At 69.7% G+C, this 18,983-nt stretch carries 20 protein-coding genes and 1 pseudogene; 14 read left to right on the top strand and 7 right to left on the bottom strand.

Features of this window, described 5'->3' with window-relative positions; all coding sequences use genetic code 11:
- Nucleotides 1-86 precede the first annotated feature (86 nt).
- Nucleotides 87-902, bottom strand: coding sequence for a DUF429 domain-containing protein (locus H9L41_RS19445; RefSeq protein ID WP_028445008.1), 816 nt, complete (start codon nucleotides 900-902; stop codon nucleotides 87-89).
- Between the two features lie 204 nt (nucleotides 903-1,106).
- Between H9L41_RS19445 and H9L41_RS19440 the strand changes: the two genes are divergently transcribed.
- The gene (locus tag H9L41_RS19440) at nucleotides 1,107-2,291 is read left to right on the top strand and encodes a branched-chain amino acid ABC transporter substrate-binding protein (protein ID WP_028445009.1); all 1,185 of its coding nucleotides are present in this window, start codon (nucleotides 1,107-1,109) and stop codon (nucleotides 2,289-2,291) included.
- Between the two features lie 492 nt (nucleotides 2,292-2,783).
- Here the strand turns inward: H9L41_RS19440 and H9L41_RS19435 are convergent, their stop codons facing one another.
- Nucleotides 2,784-4,028: an EAL and HDOD domain-containing protein gene (locus H9L41_RS19435; protein WP_028445010.1), complete on the bottom strand. Its 1,245-nt coding sequence runs from the start codon at nucleotides 4,026-4,028 to the stop codon at nucleotides 2,784-2,786.
- Between the two features lie 123 nt (nucleotides 4,029-4,151).
- Here H9L41_RS19435 and H9L41_RS19430 point away from each other — a divergent pair, with 123 nt between their 5' ends.
- Nucleotides 4,152-5,657, top strand: coding sequence for a mechanosensitive ion channel family protein (locus H9L41_RS19430; RefSeq protein ID WP_028445011.1), 1,506 nt, complete (start codon nucleotides 4,152-4,154; stop codon nucleotides 5,655-5,657).
- A 5-nt stretch (nucleotides 5,658-5,662) separates the two neighbouring features.
- Here H9L41_RS19430 and H9L41_RS19425 read toward each other — a convergent pair whose 3' ends face one another.
- The 4 genes from H9L41_RS19425 to H9L41_RS19410 all read right to left on the bottom strand — a co-directional run bounded on the left by H9L41_RS19425 (nucleotide 5,663) and on the right by H9L41_RS19410 (nucleotide 9,758).
- On the bottom strand, nucleotides 5,663-6,352 hold the full coding sequence (locus tag H9L41_RS19425) for a helix-turn-helix transcriptional regulator (protein ID WP_051318751.1): 690 nt from the start codon (nucleotides 6,350-6,352) through the stop codon (nucleotides 5,663-5,665).
- 112 nt (nucleotides 6,353-6,464) lie between these two features.
- Nucleotides 6,465-6,830: a VOC family protein gene (locus H9L41_RS19420; protein WP_028445012.1), complete on the bottom strand. Its 366-nt coding sequence runs from the start codon at nucleotides 6,828-6,830 to the stop codon at nucleotides 6,465-6,467.
- Between the two features lie 573 nt (nucleotides 6,831-7,403).
- The gene (locus tag H9L41_RS19415; RefSeq protein WP_028445013.1) at nucleotides 7,404-8,540 is read right to left on the bottom strand and encodes a PilT/PilU family type 4a pilus ATPase; all 1,137 of its coding nucleotides are present in this window, start codon (nucleotides 8,538-8,540) and stop codon (nucleotides 7,404-7,406) included.
- Between the two features lie 108 nt (nucleotides 8,541-8,648).
- Nucleotides 8,649-9,758, bottom strand: coding sequence for a type IV pilus twitching motility protein PilT (locus tag H9L41_RS19410; RefSeq protein WP_187523545.1), 1,110 nt, complete (start codon nucleotides 9,756-9,758; stop codon nucleotides 8,649-8,651).
- Nucleotides 9,759-9,826: 68 nt separating this feature from the next.
- Here H9L41_RS19410 and H9L41_RS19405 point away from each other — a divergent pair, with 68 nt between their 5' ends.
- The 5 genes from H9L41_RS19405 to H9L41_RS19385 all read left to right on the top strand — a co-directional run bounded on the left by H9L41_RS19405 (nucleotide 9,827) and on the right by H9L41_RS19385 (nucleotide 13,120).
- Nucleotides 9,827-10,510 carry a YggS family pyridoxal phosphate-dependent enzyme gene (locus H9L41_RS19405; RefSeq protein WP_028445015.1) on the top strand — a complete coding sequence of 228 codons (684 nt, stop codon included), beginning with the start codon at nucleotides 9,827-9,829 and terminating at the stop codon, nucleotides 10,508-10,510.
- 236 nt (nucleotides 10,511-10,746) lie between these two features.
- On the top strand, nucleotides 10,747-11,313 hold the full coding sequence (locus tag H9L41_RS19400; protein WP_028445016.1) for a hypothetical protein: 567 nt from the start codon (nucleotides 10,747-10,749) through the stop codon (nucleotides 11,311-11,313).
- Nucleotides 11,310-12,119 carry a pyrroline-5-carboxylate reductase gene (gene proC / locus H9L41_RS19395; protein ID WP_028445017.1) on the top strand — a complete coding sequence of 270 codons (810 nt, stop codon included), beginning with the start codon at nucleotides 11,310-11,312 and terminating at the stop codon, nucleotides 12,117-12,119. Before H9L41_RS19400 ends, proC begins: the two co-directional genes overlap by 4 nt.
- Nucleotides 12,120-12,231: 112 nt before the next feature.
- Nucleotides 12,232-12,822 carry a YggT family protein gene (locus H9L41_RS19390; RefSeq protein WP_028445018.1) on the top strand — a complete coding sequence of 197 codons (591 nt, stop codon included), beginning with the start codon at nucleotides 12,232-12,234 and terminating at the stop codon, nucleotides 12,820-12,822.
- 1 nt (nucleotide 12,823) lies between these two features.
- Nucleotides 12,824-13,120, top strand: a complete 297-nt coding sequence (locus tag H9L41_RS19385) for a DUF167 domain-containing protein (RefSeq protein ID WP_028445019.1) — start codon at nucleotides 12,824-12,826, stop codon at nucleotides 13,118-13,120.
- 178 nt (nucleotides 13,121-13,298) lie between these two features.
- Here H9L41_RS19385 and H9L41_RS19380 read toward each other — a convergent pair whose 3' ends face one another.
- The gene (locus H9L41_RS19380; protein ID WP_028445020.1) at nucleotides 13,299-13,817 is read right to left on the bottom strand and encodes an FxsA family protein; all 519 of its coding nucleotides are present in this window, start codon (nucleotides 13,815-13,817) and stop codon (nucleotides 13,299-13,301) included.
- Here H9L41_RS19380 and cutA point away from each other — a divergent pair.
- The 7 genes and pseudogenes from cutA (at nucleotide 13,816) to H9L41_RS19345 (ending at nucleotide 18,980) form a co-directional block, all read left to right on the top strand.
- Nucleotides 13,816-14,147: pseudogene (gene cutA / locus H9L41_RS26300) on the top strand (divalent-cation tolerance protein CutA). The gene H9L41_RS19380 and the pseudogene cutA overlap by 2 nt on opposite strands.
- Before the next feature lie 31 nt (nucleotides 14,148-14,178).
- Nucleotides 14,179-15,975: a protein-disulfide reductase DsbD gene (gene dsbD, locus H9L41_RS19370; RefSeq protein WP_187523544.1), complete on the top strand. Its 1,797-nt coding sequence runs from the start codon at nucleotides 14,179-14,181 to the stop codon at nucleotides 15,973-15,975.
- 12 nt (nucleotides 15,976-15,987) lie between these two features.
- Nucleotides 15,988-16,512: a TlpA family protein disulfide reductase gene (locus H9L41_RS19365; RefSeq protein ID WP_028445023.1), complete on the top strand. Its 525-nt coding sequence runs from the start codon at nucleotides 15,988-15,990 to the stop codon at nucleotides 16,510-16,512.
- A gap of 212 nt (nucleotides 16,513-16,724) precedes the next feature.
- Entirely contained in the window at nucleotides 16,725-17,471 is a 747-nt protein-coding gene (locus H9L41_RS19360; protein ID WP_034606108.1) for a beta-ketoacyl synthase chain length factor, read from the top strand.
- The gene (locus tag H9L41_RS19355) at nucleotides 17,464-18,243 is read left to right on the top strand and encodes a lysophospholipid acyltransferase family protein (RefSeq protein WP_028445025.1); all 780 of its coding nucleotides are present in this window, start codon (nucleotides 17,464-17,466) and stop codon (nucleotides 18,241-18,243) included. Before H9L41_RS19360 ends, H9L41_RS19355 begins: the two co-directional genes overlap by 8 nt.
- Nucleotides 18,230-18,490 (top strand): phosphopantetheine-binding protein, encoded by a 261-nt coding sequence (locus H9L41_RS19350; RefSeq protein WP_028445026.1) that lies wholly within the window; start codon nucleotides 18,230-18,232, stop codon nucleotides 18,488-18,490. The genes H9L41_RS19355 and H9L41_RS19350 overlap by 14 nt, the downstream gene beginning before the upstream one ends.
- Nucleotides 18,491-18,737: 247 nt before the next feature.
- Nucleotides 18,738-18,980, top strand: coding sequence for an acyl carrier protein (locus H9L41_RS19345; RefSeq protein ID WP_373282055.1), 243 nt, complete (start codon nucleotides 18,738-18,740; stop codon nucleotides 18,978-18,980).
- Nucleotides 18,981-18,983 lie beyond the last annotated feature (3 nt).

The raw sequence follows: 18,983 nt of genomic DNA, 5'->3' as shown, positions 1-18,983 counted from the left end.
GGTTCCTGCACGACGACGGCTACGCGGTGCTGGGCGGGCCGCTGGCGCTGACGGTGGCGTGAGGCCGGCCGGGCGCATTGGCCGTATCAGCCGGCGGTGACGATCCAGCCCTCAATTGGGTCGATTGCCGCCGGCAGGCCGTAGCCTTGGCCGGCGCGCTGCTGCGCCCAGCCGGCCTGCATCAGGCACAGCACCGCGTCGAGCAGGTCGGCGCCCGGTTCGTCGACCAGCTCGGCGGCCAGCGCCGCGTCGCCGATCGCCAGCCGCAGGCCGAGCGGATGGCGGCCGCCGCACAGCGCGGCCACGATCTCGGCGCGGCGTTCACGCCGCTCGGGCGTCTGCCTGGCCCGGTCGTCGCTCTTGTAGCTGGCGTTGCCGATCACTGCGCGCGCCACCAGCGCAGGGTAGCCTTCGAGCGCCACCCGCCGTCCGTCGCCGGCCTGCAGGCCCGGCACCGCCAGGCCGGCCGCCTGCAGCCGGGTGGCGCCCTCGTGCAGCATCCAGGCCACCGGCGGGTTGACCCATTTCATCGATGGGCTCGAACGCGCCAGCAGGTCGGCCGCGCGGTGGGCGAACTTGCCGCCGGCCGGCCGCGCGTCGCAGAAGGCCTTGAAGACGGCGGTCAGCGCGGCGCGGTCGAGCGTGGCCAGGTGGCGCATCAGCGCCGGCCAGTCGCGCGGCCAGCCAAGGTGATCGACCAGCTCGCGCGGCAGGCCGAAGGGGAAGTCGCAGGCGGCCAGCCACGGCCCGGGCTCGGCCAGCAGCGTCTCGAAGGCGGTGTAGTCGGCCAGCCGGTCGACCGCGTCGAGTTGCACGACGTCGCCATCGAGCCGGCCGCGCGCCACGGTGATCGGTTTGCGCCGGCTGGGGCGGCTGGTGAAGTCGATGCCGAGCAATCGCATGGTGGAAAGGGATGAAAGCGTGCGGCCAAGTCCTTGCCGCAGCGTGGAAAATAAGCGTTCGCTTAGGGAATTCCCCAGTCGGTGGAACGCGCGCGAAGACTACAATCTGCCCGCCCTTGCCGCGATCCGGCAAGGTGCCGCCTGCCCGCCGCGTGGCGCAGACCCGCGTGCGCGGCGGCCGAATTCCACCGAGACCAAACGAGGATGACCGTGAACAAGACCCGTGTATTCGCCCTGGCCGCCATCACCCTGGCGCTGGCCGCCTGCGGCAAGAAGGAAGAAGCCCCGGCCGCCGAGGGCGCAGCGCCCGCCGCAGCCGCCGACGTGCAGATCGTCAAGATCGGCTTCGCCGCCCCGCTGACCGGCCCGCAGGCCCACTACGGCAAGGGCTACCAGAACGGCGTGCAGATGGGCATCGACGACGAGAACGCCGCCAATCCCGAGATCGGCGGCAAGAAGGTCAAGTTCGAACTGGTGTCGGAAGACGACCAGGCCGATCCGAAGGCCGGCGCACAGGTCGCGCAGAAGCTGGTCGACGGCGGCGTCGCCGGCGTGATCGGCCACTTCAACTCGGGCACCTCGATCCCGGCCTCCAAGATCTACTCCGACGCCGGCATCCCGCAGATCGCCATGGCGACCGCCCCGGCCTACACCATGCAGGGCTTCAAGACCACCTTCCGCTCGCTGACCAACGATACCCAGCAAGGCGGCGTGGTCGGCAAGTTCGCGGTCGAGAAGCTCGGCGCCAAGAAGATCGCCATCATCGACGACCGCACCGCCTACGGCCAGGGCCTGGCCGACGAGTTCGAGAAGGCGGCCAAGGCGGCCGGCGGCGAGATCGTCAAGCGCGAGTTCACCAACGACAAGGCGACCGACTTCGCCAGCATCCTGACCGCGATCAAGGGCAGCAACCCCGACATCGTGTTCTACGGCGGCGCCGACACCCAGTCCGGCCCGATGGCGATCCAGCTCAAGCGCCTGGGCCTGAAGGCCCCGCTGCTGTCGGGCGAGATGACCCGCACCGACAACTTCATCCAGCTGGCCGGCAAGGACGCCGAAGGTGCGATCGCCTCGCTGGCCGGCGTGCCGATGGAGCAGATGCCCGGCGGCAAGGACTTCGAGACCCGCTACAAGACCAAGTACCAGGAAATGGAGATCTACACGCCCTACGGCTACGACTCCACCCGCCAGCTGATCGCGGCGATGAAGAAGGCCAACTCGGTCGATCCGAAGGTCTACCTGCCGGTGCTGGCCAAGGAAAGCTACGCCGGCGTGACCTCGTCGGCGATCGCCTTCGACGAGAAGGGCGACCTCAAGGACGGCGGCATCACCGTGTACAAGGTGGTCGACGGCAAGTGGACCGTGCTCGAGACGATCGGCGCGAAGTGAGCCTTGGGGTGATGGAAACGATCGCCTCGGCTTGAACCCTGGGTTGAGCCCCGGCGGAGCCGGGGGCAGCGAGTGCGCGACCCCGGCTCATCCCCGATCGATTCCTGCTCCCCCGCCCTCGCCGCAGCGAGGGAGCCTCGCTGACGCTCGTCAGCGACTCCGTCGATCGTCCGCGGGGCCGGAATCAGAAAACGCGAAGCTTCGGCTTCGCGTTTTTCGTTGGGGCAGCAGCTCCGCGGGGACGGTTTTGTAGGAGCGGCTTCAGCCGCGAATCGGCGAGCGTGTCGCCTCGGCCATTCGCGGCTGAAGCCGCTCCTACGGATTCGCCCGGGCCGCGGGGGCTCGGACGTAGATCGGACTTCAGTCCGGCAGCGCCGCCGATCGAGGTCGCCATCGGGTTGAAGTCCGGCCTACCGTGCCCCTGCCAGTCCGTCGCCGGCCCCACCTCGTCCGATGGCCGTCGCCGGTAGCCCGTCGCCGGCTGCCCGTCGCCTACATCAGCTCCGGATCGCGCCCCAGCCGGGCCGCCCAGCTCATCGCGTCGATCTGCACGCGGTTGATCGGGTCGGCCGGCAGGCCGAGCTGTTCGAGGTGCAGCGCGATCTCGTCGACGTCCGACTGTTCGAGCGATTCGACCAGCTGCAGCAGCAGGCCCAGTTCGCCGCGCCGCTCGAGCAGCGCTTCCTGCACCGTCTCCTCGAGGTTGAGCGGCACGATCGCTTCCGCCATCGGCTGGCCGAACAACGCGTCGACCAGGCTCAGCATGCCGACCATGAAGGCCTGGTCGGCCAGCGCCTCGTTGCCGGGCCGCCGCATCTGGGCCAGTTGCTCCATCAGCCGGCCGCGCACCGCGGCGGTCTGCACCAGCGGGTCGCCGGCGCTGTGGGTGCTCGACTGCCGCGCGTAGACCATGATCTGCACCCAGCGGTGCAACTGGGCGCGGCCCAGCAGCATGATCGCGGTGCGCACGCTGGAGATCTTGTGCGGCAGGCCGAAGGCCACCGAATTGACCAGCTTCAGCAGGTGGATGGTCAGGTCGGGCGCGTGCTTGAGCGTCTGTTCGATCTCGTCGGTCTCGGCGTCGGCCGCCACCTGCGCCAGAAGCTGCAGCAGCAGCGCGGCCGAGGGCTGCACCGGCCGGCCCGACAGGATGGTCGGCCGGGCGAAGTAGTAGCCCTGGAACAGGTCGCAGCCGAGCTCGCGGCAGAATTCGTGCTGCTCGGGCGAATCGACCTTCTCGGCCAGGATCTTCACCTTGTAGGGCTTGAGCTGCTTGACCAGCGCGGCGATGGCGGCCGGCTGCATGCCGAGCACGTCGAGCTTGACCACCTCCACCAGCGGCAGCACCGCCCGCTGGGCCTCGTCGAAGCGGATCACGTCGTCCAGCGCCAGCCGGTAGCCGGCGATCTTGAGCGCGCGGCAGCGCGACACCACCTGCGGCGTCAGCTCCACCGTCTCCAGGATCTCGAGCACCACCCGCTGGCGCGGCAGTACCTCGATCGCGTCCGAGCGCAGCAGCGTCTCGGACAGGTTGATGAAGCCGAGCTTGTCCTCCAGCACCGCGTTGAGCCCGAGGCCGGTGAAGGCGTGCTGCATCACCGCCGCGCTGGCGCTGACGTCGTCGGTGACCACCGCGGCGTTGTCCAGGCCGGTGCGGAACAGCAGTTCGTAGGCGACCAGCTCGCCGTTGCGGCCGACGATGGGCTGGCGGCCGAGGAAGAATTGTGGAGGCGTCATGGGGGCAGGCGGATCCTTTGAACTCATCCTAGCCCAGCGGCCGGCCAAAATCGCCTGCGCTTCGCCGCCCGCCGCCGCGCGGCGCTGTCGTATGCTTGTAGCAGATCCTCCCGATTCGCCGACATGCCCGATTTCGATTCGCTCGCCCGCCAGGAATGGCCCTGGATCCTGCTCTGCTGCGGCGGCCTCCTGCTGGCCATGGCCTATTTCCGCCCCGACGAACGCCGCAACGTCGGCCTCACCCTGCTGTTCCTGCTGGCGCTGGGCAGCGGCCTTTGGTTCGGCAACCTGGTGCAGGCGTCGGCGCCGCAGGTGGGCGGCGTACTGGTCGAGATCTTCACCATCCTGCTCGGCATGGTGATCCTGCGGCTGCTGGGCCTGGTGCTGTTCCGGCTGGTGCTGGCCGGCCTGGGCATCGAGCCGCCGCGCATCCTCGAGGATGTGGTGGTGATGCTGGCCTACCTCGGCTGGGGCCTGGTGCGGCTGCGCTATGCCGGGCTCGACCTGTCGCAGCTGGTCACCACCTCGGCGGTGATCACCGCGGTGCTCGCCTTCTCGATGCAGGACACGCTGGGCAACGTGCTGTCGGGCCTGGCGCTGCAGCTCGACGATTCGCTGCAGCTCGGCCAGTGGGTCAAGCTGCCCGATGCCTCGGGCCGGGTGCTGCAGGTCGGCTGGCGCTCGACCCTGATCGAGACGCGCAACGGCGAGACGGTGGTGGTGCCGAACGCCTGGCTGATGAAGAACAGCTTCCAGGTCGTCGGCAAGCGCTTCAACGGCCAGGGCCTGCTGTGGCGGCGCTGGGTCTGGTTCGACGTCGGCTGGGAGCATCCGCCGACGCGGGTGATCGAGCTGACCCAGGCCGCGCTGCGCGAGGCGCACGTCGACGGCGTGGCGGCCGAGCCGCCGCCGCAGACGGTGCTGATGGAGGCGCGCGACGGCATCGCCCGCTATGCGCTGCGCTACTGGCTCAGCAATTTCGCCGCCGACGATCCGACCGACTCGCAGGTGCGCGCCCACCTGATCACCGCGCTGGTCCGCCACGGCATCCCGCTCGCCGCGCCGAGCCACAACGTGCTGATGACCAAGGACAACGACAAGACCGCGGCGCAGCGGCAAGAGCAGGACGTCGGCCGGCGCTTCCATGCGCTGGGCGGGGTGGAATTGTTCGCCGACTTCACCGAGGAGGAGCGCCGCCACCTGGCCGGCCAGCTCGGCTTCGCTCCGTTCGAGGCCGGCGACGTGATCAGCCGCCAGGGCGCGGTGGCGCACTGGCTCTACATCCTGGCGGTCGGCGAGGTCGACGTCTGGCACGACTACGGGACGCCGACGGCCGAACTGCTGGGCCACCTCAAGGCCGGCAGCTTCTTCGGCGAGATGGGGCTGATGACCGGCGCGCCGCGCACCGCGACCATCGTGGCGGCGACCTATGTCGAGTGCTACCGGCTCGACCGCGCCGGCTTCGAGGCGATCCTGACCGCCCGGCCGACGCTGGCCGACGCGCTGTCGCGCGTCCTGGCCGAACGGCTGGCCGATAACCGGCTGCAGTCGCGCGACAAGGCCAGCGTGCCGGAGGTGCCGCCGCAGGCGGAGCTGCTCGAGCGGATCCGGCGGTTCTTCGGACTGTAGCCGGCCTAGGTGCCGTCGAACGCATCGGGCGGCGCACCGGCGGCCTGCATCCAGGCGCGCAGGCTGCGCTCGGGCAGCGGGTCGAAGCGCTCGTCCAGCGTGCGCAGCGCCTCGATCCGGTCGAGCCGGAAGTGGCGGTGGTCGCCGCGCAATTCGCACCAGGCCGCCAGCGTCCAGTGCGCGCCCCAGAACAGCAGCGCCAGCGGCTGCACCCGCCGCGTTTCGCCGGGCAGGCCGGGCTTGCGGTAGTCGAGCTCGACCACCCGGCGGCTGTCGATCGCCTCGCGCAGCGGCGCGAAGGACACGTCGTGGTGCGCATCGAAGCTCGGCGCCAGCAGCGGCGCGGTCGGCCGCCGCATGTCGCCGGGCAGCGCGCCGTCGATCTTGGCCAGCGCGCTCTGCGCCGCGCGCGCCAGCTGCGGGTCGCTCCAGGCCGCCGCCATCTCGGCGCCTAGCCGCAGCGCGGTCAGCTCCTCGCGGTCGAACATCAGCGGCGGCAGGTCGAGCTTGTGGCGCAGCGTGTAGCCGACGCCGGCCTCGCCCTCGATCGGCACGCCGGACAGCATCAGGTCGCGCACGTCGCGGTAGACCGTGCGTTCCGACACCTCGAGCCGCTCGGCCAGCCAGCGCGCGGTGGTCAGCCGGCGGCCGCGCAGGAACTGGACGATCTGGAACAGGCGGTCGGCGCGGCGCATGGGTTTCCTTGGTCGGGCAGGGCGGCGTGGGGAGACGAGGGGCAGCCGCGGTCCGGTTCGGTCGCAGGGGCCGGCCCGCACGATAGCGCAGGCCGGCCCGGGCCGTCGCGGCTCAGCGCGGCTGGTGCAGGCCGACGGTATTGCCCTCGCTGTCGCGGATCAGTGCGATATGGCCGATTTCGTCGCCGAGGAAGGTCTTGGCCATCAGCACCGCGCCGCCGGCGGCCGGCACGCGCCCGAGCGCCGCGTCGAGTTCGGCCGTGCCGATGTAGACCACCGTGCCCTCGGCCGTGGGCTTCATGTTGGGGCTGTGCGCCAGCGCGCCGCCGACGCCGGTCTCGCCGTGCGGGAATACCGCCAGCCGGCTGTGCGGCATGCTGTCGTCGAGATGGAATTCGATGCCGAGCACATTGCCGTAGAAGTCGACGGCGCGGGTGAAGTCGGCGGTGGGGATTTCGAACCAGTTGATGGCGTTCATGACAGGTCTCCGTGGGGGTTTGAGCTGCCGGCGGCAGCGACGGAGAGCAGTGTGCGGGGGCATCCTGACAGCGTCTTGTCAGTAGCGGATGGGCGTTCACAGCGGGAAAACCAGTGCTGTGCCGATGACGCGGATCGACCGGGGCGTTCGGCGGGCAGCGCTTCCTGCGCCAGCTCTCATCCGGCCCTGCGGGCCACCTTCTCCCGCGCGCGGGAGAAGGGAGCACCCCGGCGTCCACCGGCAGGTCTGCGCTCTGTCCCGAACCTTCTTCCTCACGCGAGGGAAGTGAACGGCAACGGTCGCGTCAAAGGGATTTCTCTGCGCCAGTTGGCGCGGTCGGAAGGGCGGTGCTCCGCGAACATGCGGCCAGGGGGCAGTTAGGGTGCAATGCGACAGAGCGCATTGCAATGCGATGCCGATCGAGCGACATGCGACGAGCGACAGCGAGGTTCCCCGCGGCGGCGGGGCGGAGGGGGTAGGAATGAAATCAGCGAAAGGGTCCGCCGAGGAATCACTGCCGGCGAACGCCCGGCTTCGCCGGGCGCCGACACGCCGGTTGCGTACTTTCTGCCGTCAGACGATGTCCAAATGATCGAGCCCGGACAACGCATCGCGATTCTTCGATTCCTTCGACTGCAGCTTGATCTTCAGCCGCAGGTCGTTGACCGAATCGGCGTTGCGCAGCGCGTCCTCGTAGCTGATCTTGCCTTCCTCGTAGATGTCGAACAGCGCCTGGTCGAAGGTCTGCATGCCGAGCTCGCGGCTCTTGGCCATGATCTCTTTGATCTCGTGCACGTCGCCCTTGAAGATCAGGTCGGAGATCAGCGGGCTGTTCAGCATCACCTCGACCGCCGCCACCCGGCCCTTGCCCGAGCGGTGCGGGATCAGCCGCTGCGAGACGAAGGCCTTGAGGTTCAGGCTCAAGTCCATCAGCAGCTGGGCGCGGCGCTCTTCGGGGAAGAAGTTGATGATGCGGTCCAGCGCCTGGTTGGCCGAGTTGGCGTGCAGCGTGGCCATGCACAGGTGGCCGGTCTCGGCGAAGGCCACCGCGTAGTCCATCGTCTCGCGGTCGCGGATCTCGCCGATCAGGATCACGTCGGGCGCTTGCCGCAGCGTGTTCTTCAGCGCGGCGTGCCAGCTGTCGGTGTCGACCCCGATCTCGCGCTGGGTGACGATGCAGTTGCGGTGCTCGTGCACGTACTCGACCGGATCCTCGATGGTGATGATGTGGCCGTAGCTGTTCTCGTTGCGGAAGCCGATCATCGCCGCCAGCGAGGTCGACTTGCCCGAGCCGGTGCCGCCGACGAAGATCACCAGCCCGCGCTTGGCCAGCGCCACGTCCTTCAGCACCGGCGGCAGGCCGAGGTCGTCGAACTTGGGGATCTCGGTGGTGATGGTCCGCATGACCAGGCCGATGCGGCCCTGCTGCATGAAGGCGTTGCAGCGGAAACGGCCGATGCCGCCCGGGCTGATGGCGAAGTTGCACTCCTTGGTCGCCTCGAATTCCTCGGCCTGGCGGTCGTTCATCACCGCGCGGGCGAGCTCCTTGGTGTGCTGGGTGCTGAGCGCCTGGCTCGATACCGGGGTGAGCTTGCCGTCGATCTTCATCGCCGGCGGGAAGTCGGCGGTGATGAACAGGTCCGATGCATTCTTCTGGCGCATGAGGCGCAAGAGGTCGTGCATGAACTTGGTGGCTTGTTCCTTTTCCATGATCTGGCTCCGGACGGCGGCATGCCGCCGCATCCTTGTATGTGGGCCGATCCGCCGCGGGCGGCCGCGCAGCGGCGGGCGGGGACGGAACGGCGACGGGTTGATGGATCACCGCCGGCCGTCGCCCGGGCGGGGCGAGGGGCCGGCGGTCGGATTCGCTGCGCGGGTATCGCGCGGCTTATTTGAAGTTGTCGGGTTGGCCGCCTTGCCGCGCGCCTCGGCCGACGTGATCTGGTTGCGCCGGATCAGGTCGGTCAGGCACTGGTCGAGCGTCTGCATGCCGTACTGCTGGCCGGTCTGGATGGTCGAGTACATCTGCGCGATCTTGTTCTCGCGGATCAGGTTACGGATCGCCGGGATGCCGATCATGATTTCGTGCGCCGCGACCCGGCCGTTGCCGTCCTTGGTCTTGCACAGCGTCTGCGAGATCACCGCGCGCAGCGATTCGGACAGCATCGAGCGGACCATTTCCTTTTCGGCGGCCGGGAACACGTCGACGATCCGGTCGATGGTCTTGGCGGCCGACGAGGTGTGCAGCGTGCCGAACACCAGGTGGCCGGTCTCGGCGGCCGACAGCGCCAGGCGGATGGTCTCGAGGTCGCGCATTTCGCCGACCAGGATCACGTCCGGGTCCTCGCGCAGCGCGGCCCGCAGCGAGTTGGCGAAGCTCAGCGTGTGCGGGCCGACTTCGCGCTGGTTGACCAGGCACTTCTTCGATTCGTGCACGAATTCGATCGGATCCTCGACGGTGAGGATGTGGCCGTATTCGTTCTCGTTGATGTAGTTGATCATCGCCGCCAGCGTGGTCGACTTGCCCGAGCCGGTCGGGCCGGTCACCAGCACGATGCCGCGCGGCGTCTCGGCGATGGTCTGGAACACCTTGGGCGCATTGAGCTCCTCGAGCGTCAGCACCTTGGACGGAATGGTCCGGAACACCGCGCCGGCGCCGCGGTTCTGCACGAAGGCATTGACCCGGAAACGGGCCAGGTTGGGAATCTCGAACGAGAAGTCGCACTCGAGCGTCTCCTCGTAGGTCTTGCGCTGGCCGTCGTTCATGATGTCGTACACCATGTCGTGGACGTCCTTGTGCTCCATCGGCGGCAGGTTGATCCGCCGCACGTCGCCATGGACCCGGATCATCGGCGGCAGGCCGGACGAGAGGTGCAAGTCGGAGGCCTTGTTCTTGACCGAGAAGGCGAGGAGTTCCGAGATTTCCATTTATAATTCCCTGTTCGAAGCCGCGTCCTTATTGGGGATGCGCGGTAAATATTCCGGAAGCATTATGGATGGCCGACCTCGATAAATCCAGACAGGCCGTACTGGCCCGGATCGCCGGCGCGCTGCGCGCCGCCGGCCGGCCCGACGGCGACTGCGCGCTGCTCGCGGTCAGCAAGACCTTCCCGGCCGACGCGGTGCGGGCCTGCCATGCGGCCGGCCAGCGCGCCTTCGGCGAGAACTACGTGCAGGAACTGGTCGACAAGGCCGCCGCGCTGCGCGACCTCGACGTGGAATGGCATTTCATCGGCCCGCTGCAGAGCAACAAGACCCGGCCGGTGGCCGAGACCGCCCACTGGGTGCATTCGATCGAGCGGCTGAAGATCGCCGAGCGGCTGTCGGCACAGCGGCCGGACGCATTGCCGCCGCTCGACGTCTGCGTGCAGGTCAACGTGTCGGGCGAGGCCAGCAAGTCCGGCTGCGCCCCTGGCGACGCGATCGCGCTGGCGCACGCGGTGGCGGCCTTGCCGCGGCTGAGGCTGCGCGGCCTGATGTGCATTCCCGAACCGACCGAAGACACGGCTCGCCTGGCCGGCCAGTTCGCCGAGCTGCGCCGGCTGCGCGACGCGCTGCGCGCCGACGGCCTGGCGCTCGATACCTTGTCGATGGGCATGTCGGCCGACCTCGAAACGGCGATCGCCGAGGGCGCCACGCTGGTCCGCGTCGGCACCGCGCTCTTCGGTAGTCGAGCCTAGTCTGATATGAATACCTTTGACGGGGTTCGACCCGCAGCGGAACACCCGGCAGCGCCGGGCGCATGCGGTCAGTTCGTACTCGACCAGCGGCTCCCCCGGCTAGATCCCGACTCCCCCGCCCTCGCCGCAGCGAGGGAGCCTCGCTTCGCTCGAAGGTGGATTCTTCGACCGTATGCGGATCGACCACATGAATTCATGACCGGCCCCGAGAGCCGTAATCCGAGAGGAAATCCATCTTGAATGCAAGTACCTCCCAGGCGAGTCTCGCCGACCTTGCCCGCTGGCTGCGCGTCGAGGAGGGCGAGGGCAGCGACCGGATCGAGCTCGCCTCGGCCTGGCAGCGCCTGCCCCAAGGCTCGTCCGACCGGCTGGTCGCCCGCCTCGGCGCCGGCCTGGCCGCCGTCGTGGTGGTCCTGCTGCTGCTGCAGGCGCTGCTGACCCGTTCCGGCATCGCGCTGGCGCTGGCCGTGCTGGCCCTGGGCCTGGCGCTGGCCGCCCTGTGGCATCTGCGCGGCTGGTTCTGGCGCACGGTGGTCGATCTCGACGATGCGGCGATCTCGCTGGCCGTGCGCGGCTGGGGCGGACCCGGCCCGGTCGCGCTCGCGCTGGCCGATATCGAGCGGCTGAGCTACCGCATGGGAGACGGCCGGCTCACGGCGCTCACGCTCGAGCATCGCGGCGGCCGGCTGCCGCTGCCGTTCAGCGGCCGGCGCGAGCTCGACAAGCTGTATTTCAACCTGCTCAGGCACCTCTTGCAGAAGCGGCGGCCGGAAATCGGATTCATCCAGGAGAACGAGGCATGAGGATCGTGTTCATCGGCGGCGGCAACATGGCCACCGCCATGCTGGGCGGCCTGCTGCAGCAAGGCTTCGCCGCCGCCGACCTGTCCGTGGTCGAGCCCGGCGCCGAACGCCGCGCCGAATTGGCGCGCGATTTCGGCGTCGGCACGGTGGCGGTCGAGGACGCCCTGCCCGAGGCCGAGGTGGCGGTGCTGGCGGTCAAGCCGCAGCAGCTCGCCGCCGTGGCCAAGGCGCGCGCGTCCGAGCTGGCCGGCCGGCTGGTGATCAGCATCGCGGCCGGCGTGCGGATGGCCGATCTCGACCGCTGGCTCGGCGGCGCGGCGCGGCTGGTGCGGGTGATGCCCAATACCCCGGCGCTGGTGCGCGCCGGCGTCAGCGGCGCCTGGCTCGGGCCGCAGGCCGGCGCGGCCGACCGCGAGGCGGCCGACCGCATCCTGCGCGCCATCGGCAGCGTGGTATGGGTCGAGCGCGAGGAACAGCTCGACGCCATCACCGCGATCTCGGGCTCGGGCCCGGCCTACGTGTTCCATTTCATCGAATCGCTGACCGCCGCCGCGCGCGAACTCGGCTTCGACGCCGAGACCGCGCGCACGCTGGCCTACGGCACCTTCGACGGTGCGGTGAAGCTGGCGCTCGGCAGCGCCGACGACGCCGCCACGCTGCGCGGCAAGGTCACCTCGAAGGGCGGCACCACCGCGGCGGCGCTGGCGCGCATGAACGAACTCGGCGTGCAGGCGGCCATCGTCGACGCCGCGCGCGCGGCGCAGCTGCGCGCCGGCGAGCTGGCCGACGAATTCGGCCGGGATTGAGCCGGCCGGCGCCGAACCGAACGCCGCGCCGCAGGTCTATTCGCAGCGACTCCACGTGGCCGGGCAGCATTGCCCGGCCGGCCGTTCCCCTTACACGCAAGCTGATCCGCTCATGCTCAACGATGCGCTCGCCTTCCTGGTCCGCAACCTGGCCAGTTTCTTCATCCTCAACCTGCTGCTGCGCTTCTATCTGCAGGTCGCGCGCGCGCCGTTCTCGCATCCGCTGGCGCAATTCACCGTCAAGCTGACCAATTTCGTGGTGCTGCCGACGCGCAAGCTGATCCCCAGCGTTGGCGGCTACGATTCGGCCACGGTGCTGCTGGCCTGGCTGTGCGCGCTCCTGATGCACGTGCTGCTCCTGCTGCTGCTGGCGCCGATGCCGGTCAACCTGCTGTCGTCGGGCGCCACGCTGGGCCTGGTGCTGCTGGCGGCGCTCGAGCTGTTCAAGCTGTCGTTCTACCTGATGTTCGGCGCGGTGCTGGTGCAGGCGGTGATGAGCTGGGTCAACCCGTACAACCCGCTGGCGCCGCTGCTGGACCGGCTGACCCGGCCCTTCCTCGCGCCGATCCGGCGGCTGATCCCGACCATCGGCGGCATCGACCTGAGCCCGCTGGTGCTGATGCTGCTGTTGCAGATGGTGCTCAACTTCGCCGTCGCGCCGATCGAGAGCCAGCTCTACACCTTCGTCCTGGTCTCGCGCTGAAATGGCGCAGGACCCGGGCGGCTGGTTCCGCCGCGACGGCGAGGACTGGCTGCTGTCGCTCTACCTGCAGCCGGGCGCGCGCAAGACCGAGGTGGCCGGCCTGCACGATGGCGCGCTCAAGCTGCGGCTGGCCGCGCCGCCGGTCGAGGGCCGCGCCAATGCGGCGCTGATCGGCTGGCTGGCCGACTGGTTCGGCGTGCCGAAGAACCGGGTAAGGATCGAAGGCGGCGAGCTGTCGCGCCACAAGCGGGTGAGGGTGACGGGAAGCGGGCGCTCGCCCGGGGAGTTGCTGGGTTAGCAGGCGCGCCGCGGCCGGGTTGTAGGGCGGAATTCATTCCGACTGCGCGCTGGATCGGCATCGCCGGCGGAATGACTTCCGACCGATATGAGCTGGTCGGCCGTAGGTCGGGCATCAAGCCCGACCTACGAAAACCGGTCTTGCCGCGGCGGGCGACGATCCACCGCCGGGCGGCGCCTCAGCCGCGCGGCTCCTGCGGCAGCGGCTTGGCGGTCTCGTCGACGCGGCTGTACTCGCCCTCGATCACGCCGTCGCCCTGTGGCCCGGTCGGGCCGCGATCGGTAGGCCGTTCGCGGCCCGATCGGCCCAGGTCGAAATCCGCGCCGAAGCTCGCCGAACCCGACATCGCGCCGCCGAAGCGAATGGTGCGGCCGCCCGGCCAGGGCAGCAGCAGGACCAGGCCGACCAGGTCGCTGACCGGGCCGGGGAAGATGAACAGCAGCGCCGCCACCAGGCTGCGCGCCACCCAGAACATGCGGCCCAGCGGCAACTCGCCGGAGCGGACGCTGTCCACCATGGCCCAGGTGGTGGCGATGCGCCAGCTCTTGAGGATGCCGACGCCGACCAAGGCGCTGGCGAACAGCCAGAATGCGAGCCACCAGCCGATCTGGCCGGCCAGCCAGATCGAGGCGCTGAGCTCGATCAGCGGCAGGGCCAGCAGGGCGAGGCCGAACAGGGGGAGAAGTCGAAGCAACATGGATGAAAAAGATTCCGTCTTGATGGTAATGTGCACCGCCCCCGACGAGGGGGAGGCAAACCGGCTGGCCGCCGCGCTGATCGAGCGCCGCCTGGCCGCCTGCGTCAACCTGCTCGCGCCGGCCCGCTCGATCTACCGCTGGCGGGCGCGATCGAAACCGCGACTGAGATCCCGATGTTGATCAAGACCACCGCCGCCGCCTACCCGGCGCTCGAAGCGGCATTGCGCGAGCTGCATCCTTACGAATTGCCCGAGATCCTGGCGCTGCCCGCCGGCGGGCTGCCCGAATACCTGGCCTGGGTCGCGGCCGAAACCGGGGGCGCGCGATGATTCTGCGCCTGGCCCCCGCTTTGTCGCCGCATTGGCTGCCGGGTTCCTCGGCTTCGCCGCGCAGGCGGCCGCCAACCCCGATGATCTGCTGCCGCCCGAGCAGGCTTTCAAGCCCTCGCTGAGCCGGACCGGCGAAAATACCGCGGTGGTGAAGTTCGACATCGCCGACGGCTACTACCTCTACCGCGACCAGTTCAAGTTCAGCCTGCTGCCCGACGGCAGCGTCAAGGCCGAGATCCCGCCGGGCAAGAAGAAGCAGGACGACTACTTCGGCGAGGTCGAGACCTATCGCCACGCGGTCGAGATCCCGCTGACCGCCGAGGCCGCCTTCAAGCCCGACGCCAAGCTGCAGGTCGTATCGCAGGGTTGCGCCGACGCCGGCGTCTGCTATCCGCCGCAGACCACCGAGCTGGCGCTGAGCGGCGGCGTCGCCGCCAGCGTCGGCGCGGCCGTGAAAGGCCTGTTCGGCGATGCGCCGGCCAGCGATGCATCCGCCAAGATTGCCACCGCGACACCGCCGGCCGCGGCCACCGCCGATGGCGACGGCGCCGTGCTGTTCCGCCAGGGCAGCCTGCCGGCGCTGCTCGGCTTCTTCTTCCTGGCCGGCCTCGGCCTCGCCTTCACCGCCTGCATGTACCCGCTGATCCCGATCGTGTCGGGCATCGTGGTGGGGCAGGGCGCCGGCGTCGGCAAGGGCCGCGGCTTCGCGCTGAGCTTCGTCTACGTGCAGGGCATGGCGCTGACCTATGCGGCGGCCGGCGTGGCCGCCGCGCTGTCGGGCACGCTGCTGTCGGCCGCGCTGCAGCAGCCCTGGGTGCTCGGCGCCTTCGCCGTCTTCTTCGTGCTGATGGCGCTGTCGATGTTCGGCCTGTACGAGCTGCAACTGCCGTCGGCGCTGCAATCGCGCCTCAACGACGCCTCCAACAAGCTGCCCGGCGGTCGCTGGCTGCCGGTGTTCGGCATGGGCGCGCTGTCGGCGCTGATCGTCGGTCCCTGCGTCGCGCCGCCGCTGGCCGCCGCGCTCGGCTACATCGGCGCCAGCGGCGACGTGCTGCGCGGCGCGCTGGCGCTGTACGCGATGGCGCTCGGCATCGGCCTGCCGCTGATCGTGGTCGGCGTCGCCGGCGGCCATGTGCTGCCCAAGGCCGGGCCGTGGATGAGCCTGGTGCGCAACGCCTTCGGCACGCTGATGCTGGCTGTGGCGTTGTGGATCGCCAGTCCGGTGCTGCCGGCCTGGGCCTATATGCTCGGCTGGGCGATGCTGGCGCTCGGCGCCGGCGCGGCGCTGTCGGCCTTCGATTCGCTGGCGCCGCACGCCAAGCCGCGCCAGCGGCTGGCCAAGGCGGTCGGCGTGCTGCTGGCGCTGGTCGGCGCGGCGCAGTTGATCGGCCTGCTGGCCGGCGCGCGCGATCCGCTGCAGCCGCTCAGGCCGCTGGCCGGCGGCAGCGTGCAGGCGGCCGAAGCCAAGCTGGCGTTCCGCCCGGTGGCCAGCGAGGCCGAACTCGACGCCGCCATAGCCGCGGCCGGCGGCAAGACCGTGATGCTCGATTTCTACGCCGACTGGTGCGTGAGTTGCCGCGAGATGGAGCGCTTCACCTTCTCGGATGCGCGCGTACAGCAGCGGCTGGCCGGCGTGGTGCTGCTCAAGGCCGACGTGACCGCCAATACCGAGGCGCACAAGGCGCTGCTCAAGCGCTTCGGCTTGTTCGGCCCGCCCGGCACCATCTTCTTCGGCGCCGGCGGCCAGGAGATCGGCCAGCGATTGATCGGTTTCGAAGACGCCGACGCCTTTATCTCCCGGCTCACCGGTCTTCAACCTTCTGCCTAGATCCGTCGCCCCATGAAAAAAGCCGCCCTCTACCTGTCCGTCGCTGCGCTGGCCCTGGCCGCCGGCGGCGGCTTCGCCTGGTGGCGCAGCCAGCCGGCCGAGCCGGTGGCCGCCGCCGCGCCGGCCGTTTCGCTGTGGCAGGCCAGCTTCAACGACCTGAACGGCAAGCCGCAGCCGCTGGCGCAGTGGCGCGGCAAGCCGCTGGTGCTGAACTTCTGGGCCAGCTGGTGCGCGCCGTGCCGCGAGGAGATGCCGGAGTTCGTCGCCACCCAGAAGGCGCTCGGCGACAAGGTCCGCTTCGTCGGCCTGGCCATCGACAATCCGACGGAAGTGAAGAAGTTCGCCGCCGAGCTCGGCGTCGACTACCCGCTGCTGTACGGCGAGCAGGAGGCGATGGACCTGATGCGGTCCGAGGGCAACCGCATCGGCGCGCTGCCCTATACCGTGATCTACGACGCCAGCGGCAAGCGGGTGGCGGCCCACGCCGGCCGGCTCGATCAGACCAGGCTCGACGGCTATCTCAAGCCCTTGCTCTAGCCCGGCCGCGGCGACCGGTCGAGCGGTATTAAGTTGCATGCCGGCCGCCGGTCGCCGCTAAGCGGTTGTTTTCCTTGATGACTCTGTTAGACTCGCGCGCTTCGCTCGAGGGGGCGCCGCCGTGCTGACGGTGGGGTCGAGTGCCGGTTTTATACTTTTGAAATCAAGCCTTTACCTTCGCGTCGAGCGTTCGAACACGACATCGCGCGACCATGACCATTCGCTTTTCCATAGACCGCTGGGCGGCCTGGGCACCCGGGCTGCCGGACCGCGAGGCCTGGCTGGCCTGGCTGGCCGAACCCCGTGCCCTCGAGGGCGACGGGGCGCCGCCGCTGGCCGAGATGGCGCCGATGATGCGCCGCCGCGTCGAGCGGCTGGGCCGCATCGCGCTGCAGGCGGCCTATTGGGGGTTGGATGGCCGGGAATCGGACGGGGCGCCGGCGGGCGACTGCCCGCTGGTGTTCGCCTCGCGCTACGGCGACATCGCCCGCTCGGTCGAGCTGCTGCGCCAGCTGGCCGCCGGCGAGGCGCTGTCGCCGACCGCCTTCAGCCTGTCGGTGCACAACGCGATCGGCGCGCTGTTCTCGATCGCGCGTAGCGATACCGCCGCCTACACCGCGGTGGCGGCCGGCGCCGAGACCGCCGAGGCGGCCTTCACCGAGGCGCTCGGCCTCTTGGCCGACGGCGCGCCGGCCGTGCTGGTGGTCTGCTACGACGAGCCGCTGCCGCCGCTCTACCGATCCTTCGCCGAACACGCCGACTTCCCGCGCGCCTGGGCCTGCCGGCTGGTCCGCGCCGAGCATGGCGGCTTCTCGCTGGCCACCGCGCCGGGCGACGGCACGGCGGCGCGCGGCGACTGGCCGGCCGACCTGGCCGCGCTGCGCTTCCTGCTGTCCGGCGACGAACGCTACGTCCACCGCGCCGGCGTGCGCCAGTGGCATTGGGTGCGCCATGCTTGAGCGTCTCGATCGCGGCTGGCGCGTGATCGCGACCGCGATTGCCTTCTCCACCTTCGGCTTAGGCGGCCTCTTGCTGCGGCTGGTCTACTTCCCGCTGCTGCAACTGGCGGTGCGCGACCGCGAACGGCTGGCGCGCCTGGCGCGGCTGACCATTCACTACGCCTTCGCGGCCTTCATCGAGCTGATGCGCGTGCTCGGCATCCTGCGCTACCGCATCGAGGGCATCGACAAGCTGCAGCGGCCGGGCCTGCTGATCCTGGCCAACCACCCGACGCTGATCGACGTGGTGTTCCTGATCTCGCTGGTGCGCGACGCCGACTGCGTGGTGCGCGGCGGCCTCGCGCGCAACCCCTTCACCCGCGGCCCGGTGCGCGCCGCCAACTACATCTGCAACGATTCGGGCGCCGGCCTGGTCGAGGACTGCATCGCCTCGCTGTGCGCCGGCCACAACCTGGTGATCTTCCCCGAGGGCACCCGCACCCCGGTCGGCGGTCCGATGCGCTTGCAGCGCGGCGCCGCCAACATCGCGGTGCGCGGCGGCCGCGACGTCACGCCGGTCACCATCCGCTGCGAGCCCTTGAGCCTGACCAAGGGCCTGCCGTGGTGGAAGGTGCCGCCGCGCCGCATGCAGTTCACCCTGGTGGTGCGCGACGACATTGCGGTGCAGCCCTTTCTCGAGCGCGCCGGCCACGAGCCGGCCCTGGCCGCGCGCCAGCTCACCGAACACCTACACGACTATTTTTCGACGGAGACCGCCCATGCAGGCGCTTGAACACGAAATCAAGGCACTCGTCATCGAGTCGCTCAACCTCGAGGACATCACGCCCGACGACATCGACCCGACCGCGGCGCTGTTCGTCGAAGGCCTCGGCCTCGATTCGATCGACGCGCTCGAGCTCGGCCTGGCGCTGCAGAAGCGCTACGGCGTGAGCATGTCGGCCGATTCGGAAGAGACGCGCAAGCACTTCGCCAGCGTGCGCGCGCTGGCGGAATTCGTATCCGCCAGTCGGACCCGCTGAGGCGACGCGAACCCTACCCAACAGCGCCGCCCACCCGTAGGTCGGGCTTTACGCCCGACAAGCGCCGCCAATAGAGGGCGCCGTCGGGCGCAACGCCCGACCTGCCGGCGAAAGCCGGGCGGTGCTGCACGATAGAACAGGCCAACGGCCAGGACGCCCTGCGGGGCGCGACCAGGAAACAACGGATGAACCGCCGGCCCTCGCGCCGGCCTTCGACCAGGGGCTTACAAGCATGGAAAAGCAGGAAATGTTCGATCGCCTGAGCGCGATCCTCCAGGAAACCTTCGACATCGACGCGGCGCGCATCAAGCCCGAGTCGCGGCTGTACGAGGACCTCGACATCGACAGCATCGACGCGGTCGACCTGATCGTGAAACTGAAGCCGATCGCCGGCAAGCGGCTGCAGCCCGACGCCTTCAAGTCGGTGCGCACGCTGCAGGACGTGGTCGATGCGCTGCACGGCCTGATGAACGACGCCTCCGCCGCCTGAGCG

The organism is Chitinimonas koreensis (genome assembly GCF_014353015.1).
Taxonomy (GTDB): Bacteria; Pseudomonadota; Gammaproteobacteria; order Burkholderiales; family Chitinimonadaceae; genus Chitinimonas; species Chitinimonas koreensis.
Note: the sequence above shows the minus strand (reverse complement) of the source record. Positions and strands in the feature narration are given on the sequence as shown.

Excerpts from the sequence above, each read along its gene's own strand:
- H9L41_RS19445 (WP_028445008.1), bottom strand. The coding sequence starts at position 902 with ATGCGATTGCTCGGCATCGACTTCACCAGCCGCCCCAGCCGGCGCAAA.
- H9L41_RS19440 (WP_028445009.1), top strand. The coding sequence starts at position 1,107 with ATGACCGTGAACAAGACCCGTGTATTCGCCCTGGCCGCCATCACCCTG.
- H9L41_RS19435 (WP_028445010.1), bottom strand. The coding sequence starts at position 4,028 with ATGACGCCTCCACAATTCTTCCTCGGCCGCCAGCCCATCGTCGGCCGC.
- H9L41_RS19430 (WP_028445011.1), top strand. The coding sequence starts at position 4,152 with ATGCCCGATTTCGATTCGCTCGCCCGCCAGGAATGGCCCTGGATCCTG.
- H9L41_RS19425 (WP_051318751.1), bottom strand. The coding sequence starts at position 6,352 with ATGCGCCGCGCCGACCGCCTGTTCCAGATCGTCCAGTTCCTGCGCGGC.
- H9L41_RS19420 (WP_028445012.1), bottom strand. The coding sequence starts at position 6,830 with ATGAACGCCATCAACTGGTTCGAAATCCCCACCGCCGACTTCACCCGC.
- H9L41_RS19415 (WP_028445013.1), bottom strand. The coding sequence starts at position 8,540 with ATGGAAAAGGAACAAGCCACCAAGTTCATGCACGACCTCTTGCGCCTC.
- H9L41_RS19410 (WP_187523545.1), bottom strand. The coding sequence starts at position 9,758 with ATGGAAATCTCGGAACTCCTCGCCTTCTCGGTCAAGAACAAGGCCTCC.
- H9L41_RS19405 (WP_028445015.1), top strand. The coding sequence starts at position 9,827 with ATGGCCGACCTCGATAAATCCAGACAGGCCGTACTGGCCCGGATCGCC.
- proC (WP_028445017.1), top strand. The coding sequence starts at position 11,310 with ATGAGGATCGTGTTCATCGGCGGCGGCAACATGGCCACCGCCATGCTG.
- H9L41_RS19390 (WP_028445018.1), top strand. The coding sequence starts at position 12,232 with ATGCTCAACGATGCGCTCGCCTTCCTGGTCCGCAACCTGGCCAGTTTC.
- H9L41_RS19385 (WP_028445019.1), top strand. The coding sequence starts at position 12,824 with ATGGCGCAGGACCCGGGCGGCTGGTTCCGCCGCGACGGCGAGGACTGG.
- H9L41_RS19380 (WP_028445020.1), bottom strand. The coding sequence starts at position 13,817 with ATGTTGCTTCGACTTCTCCCCCTGTTCGGCCTCGCCCTGCTGGCCCTG.
- H9L41_RS19365 (WP_028445023.1), top strand. The coding sequence starts at position 15,988 with ATGAAAAAAGCCGCCCTCTACCTGTCCGTCGCTGCGCTGGCCCTGGCC.
- H9L41_RS19360 (WP_034606108.1), top strand. The coding sequence starts at position 16,725 with ATGACCATTCGCTTTTCCATAGACCGCTGGGCGGCCTGGGCACCCGGG.
- H9L41_RS19355 (WP_028445025.1), top strand. The coding sequence starts at position 17,464 with ATGCTTGAGCGTCTCGATCGCGGCTGGCGCGTGATCGCGACCGCGATT.
- H9L41_RS19350 (WP_028445026.1), top strand. The coding sequence starts at position 18,230 with ATGCAGGCGCTTGAACACGAAATCAAGGCACTCGTCATCGAGTCGCTC.
- H9L41_RS19345 (WP_373282055.1), top strand. The coding sequence starts at position 18,738 with ATGTTCGATCGCCTGAGCGCGATCCTCCAGGAAACCTTCGACATCGAC.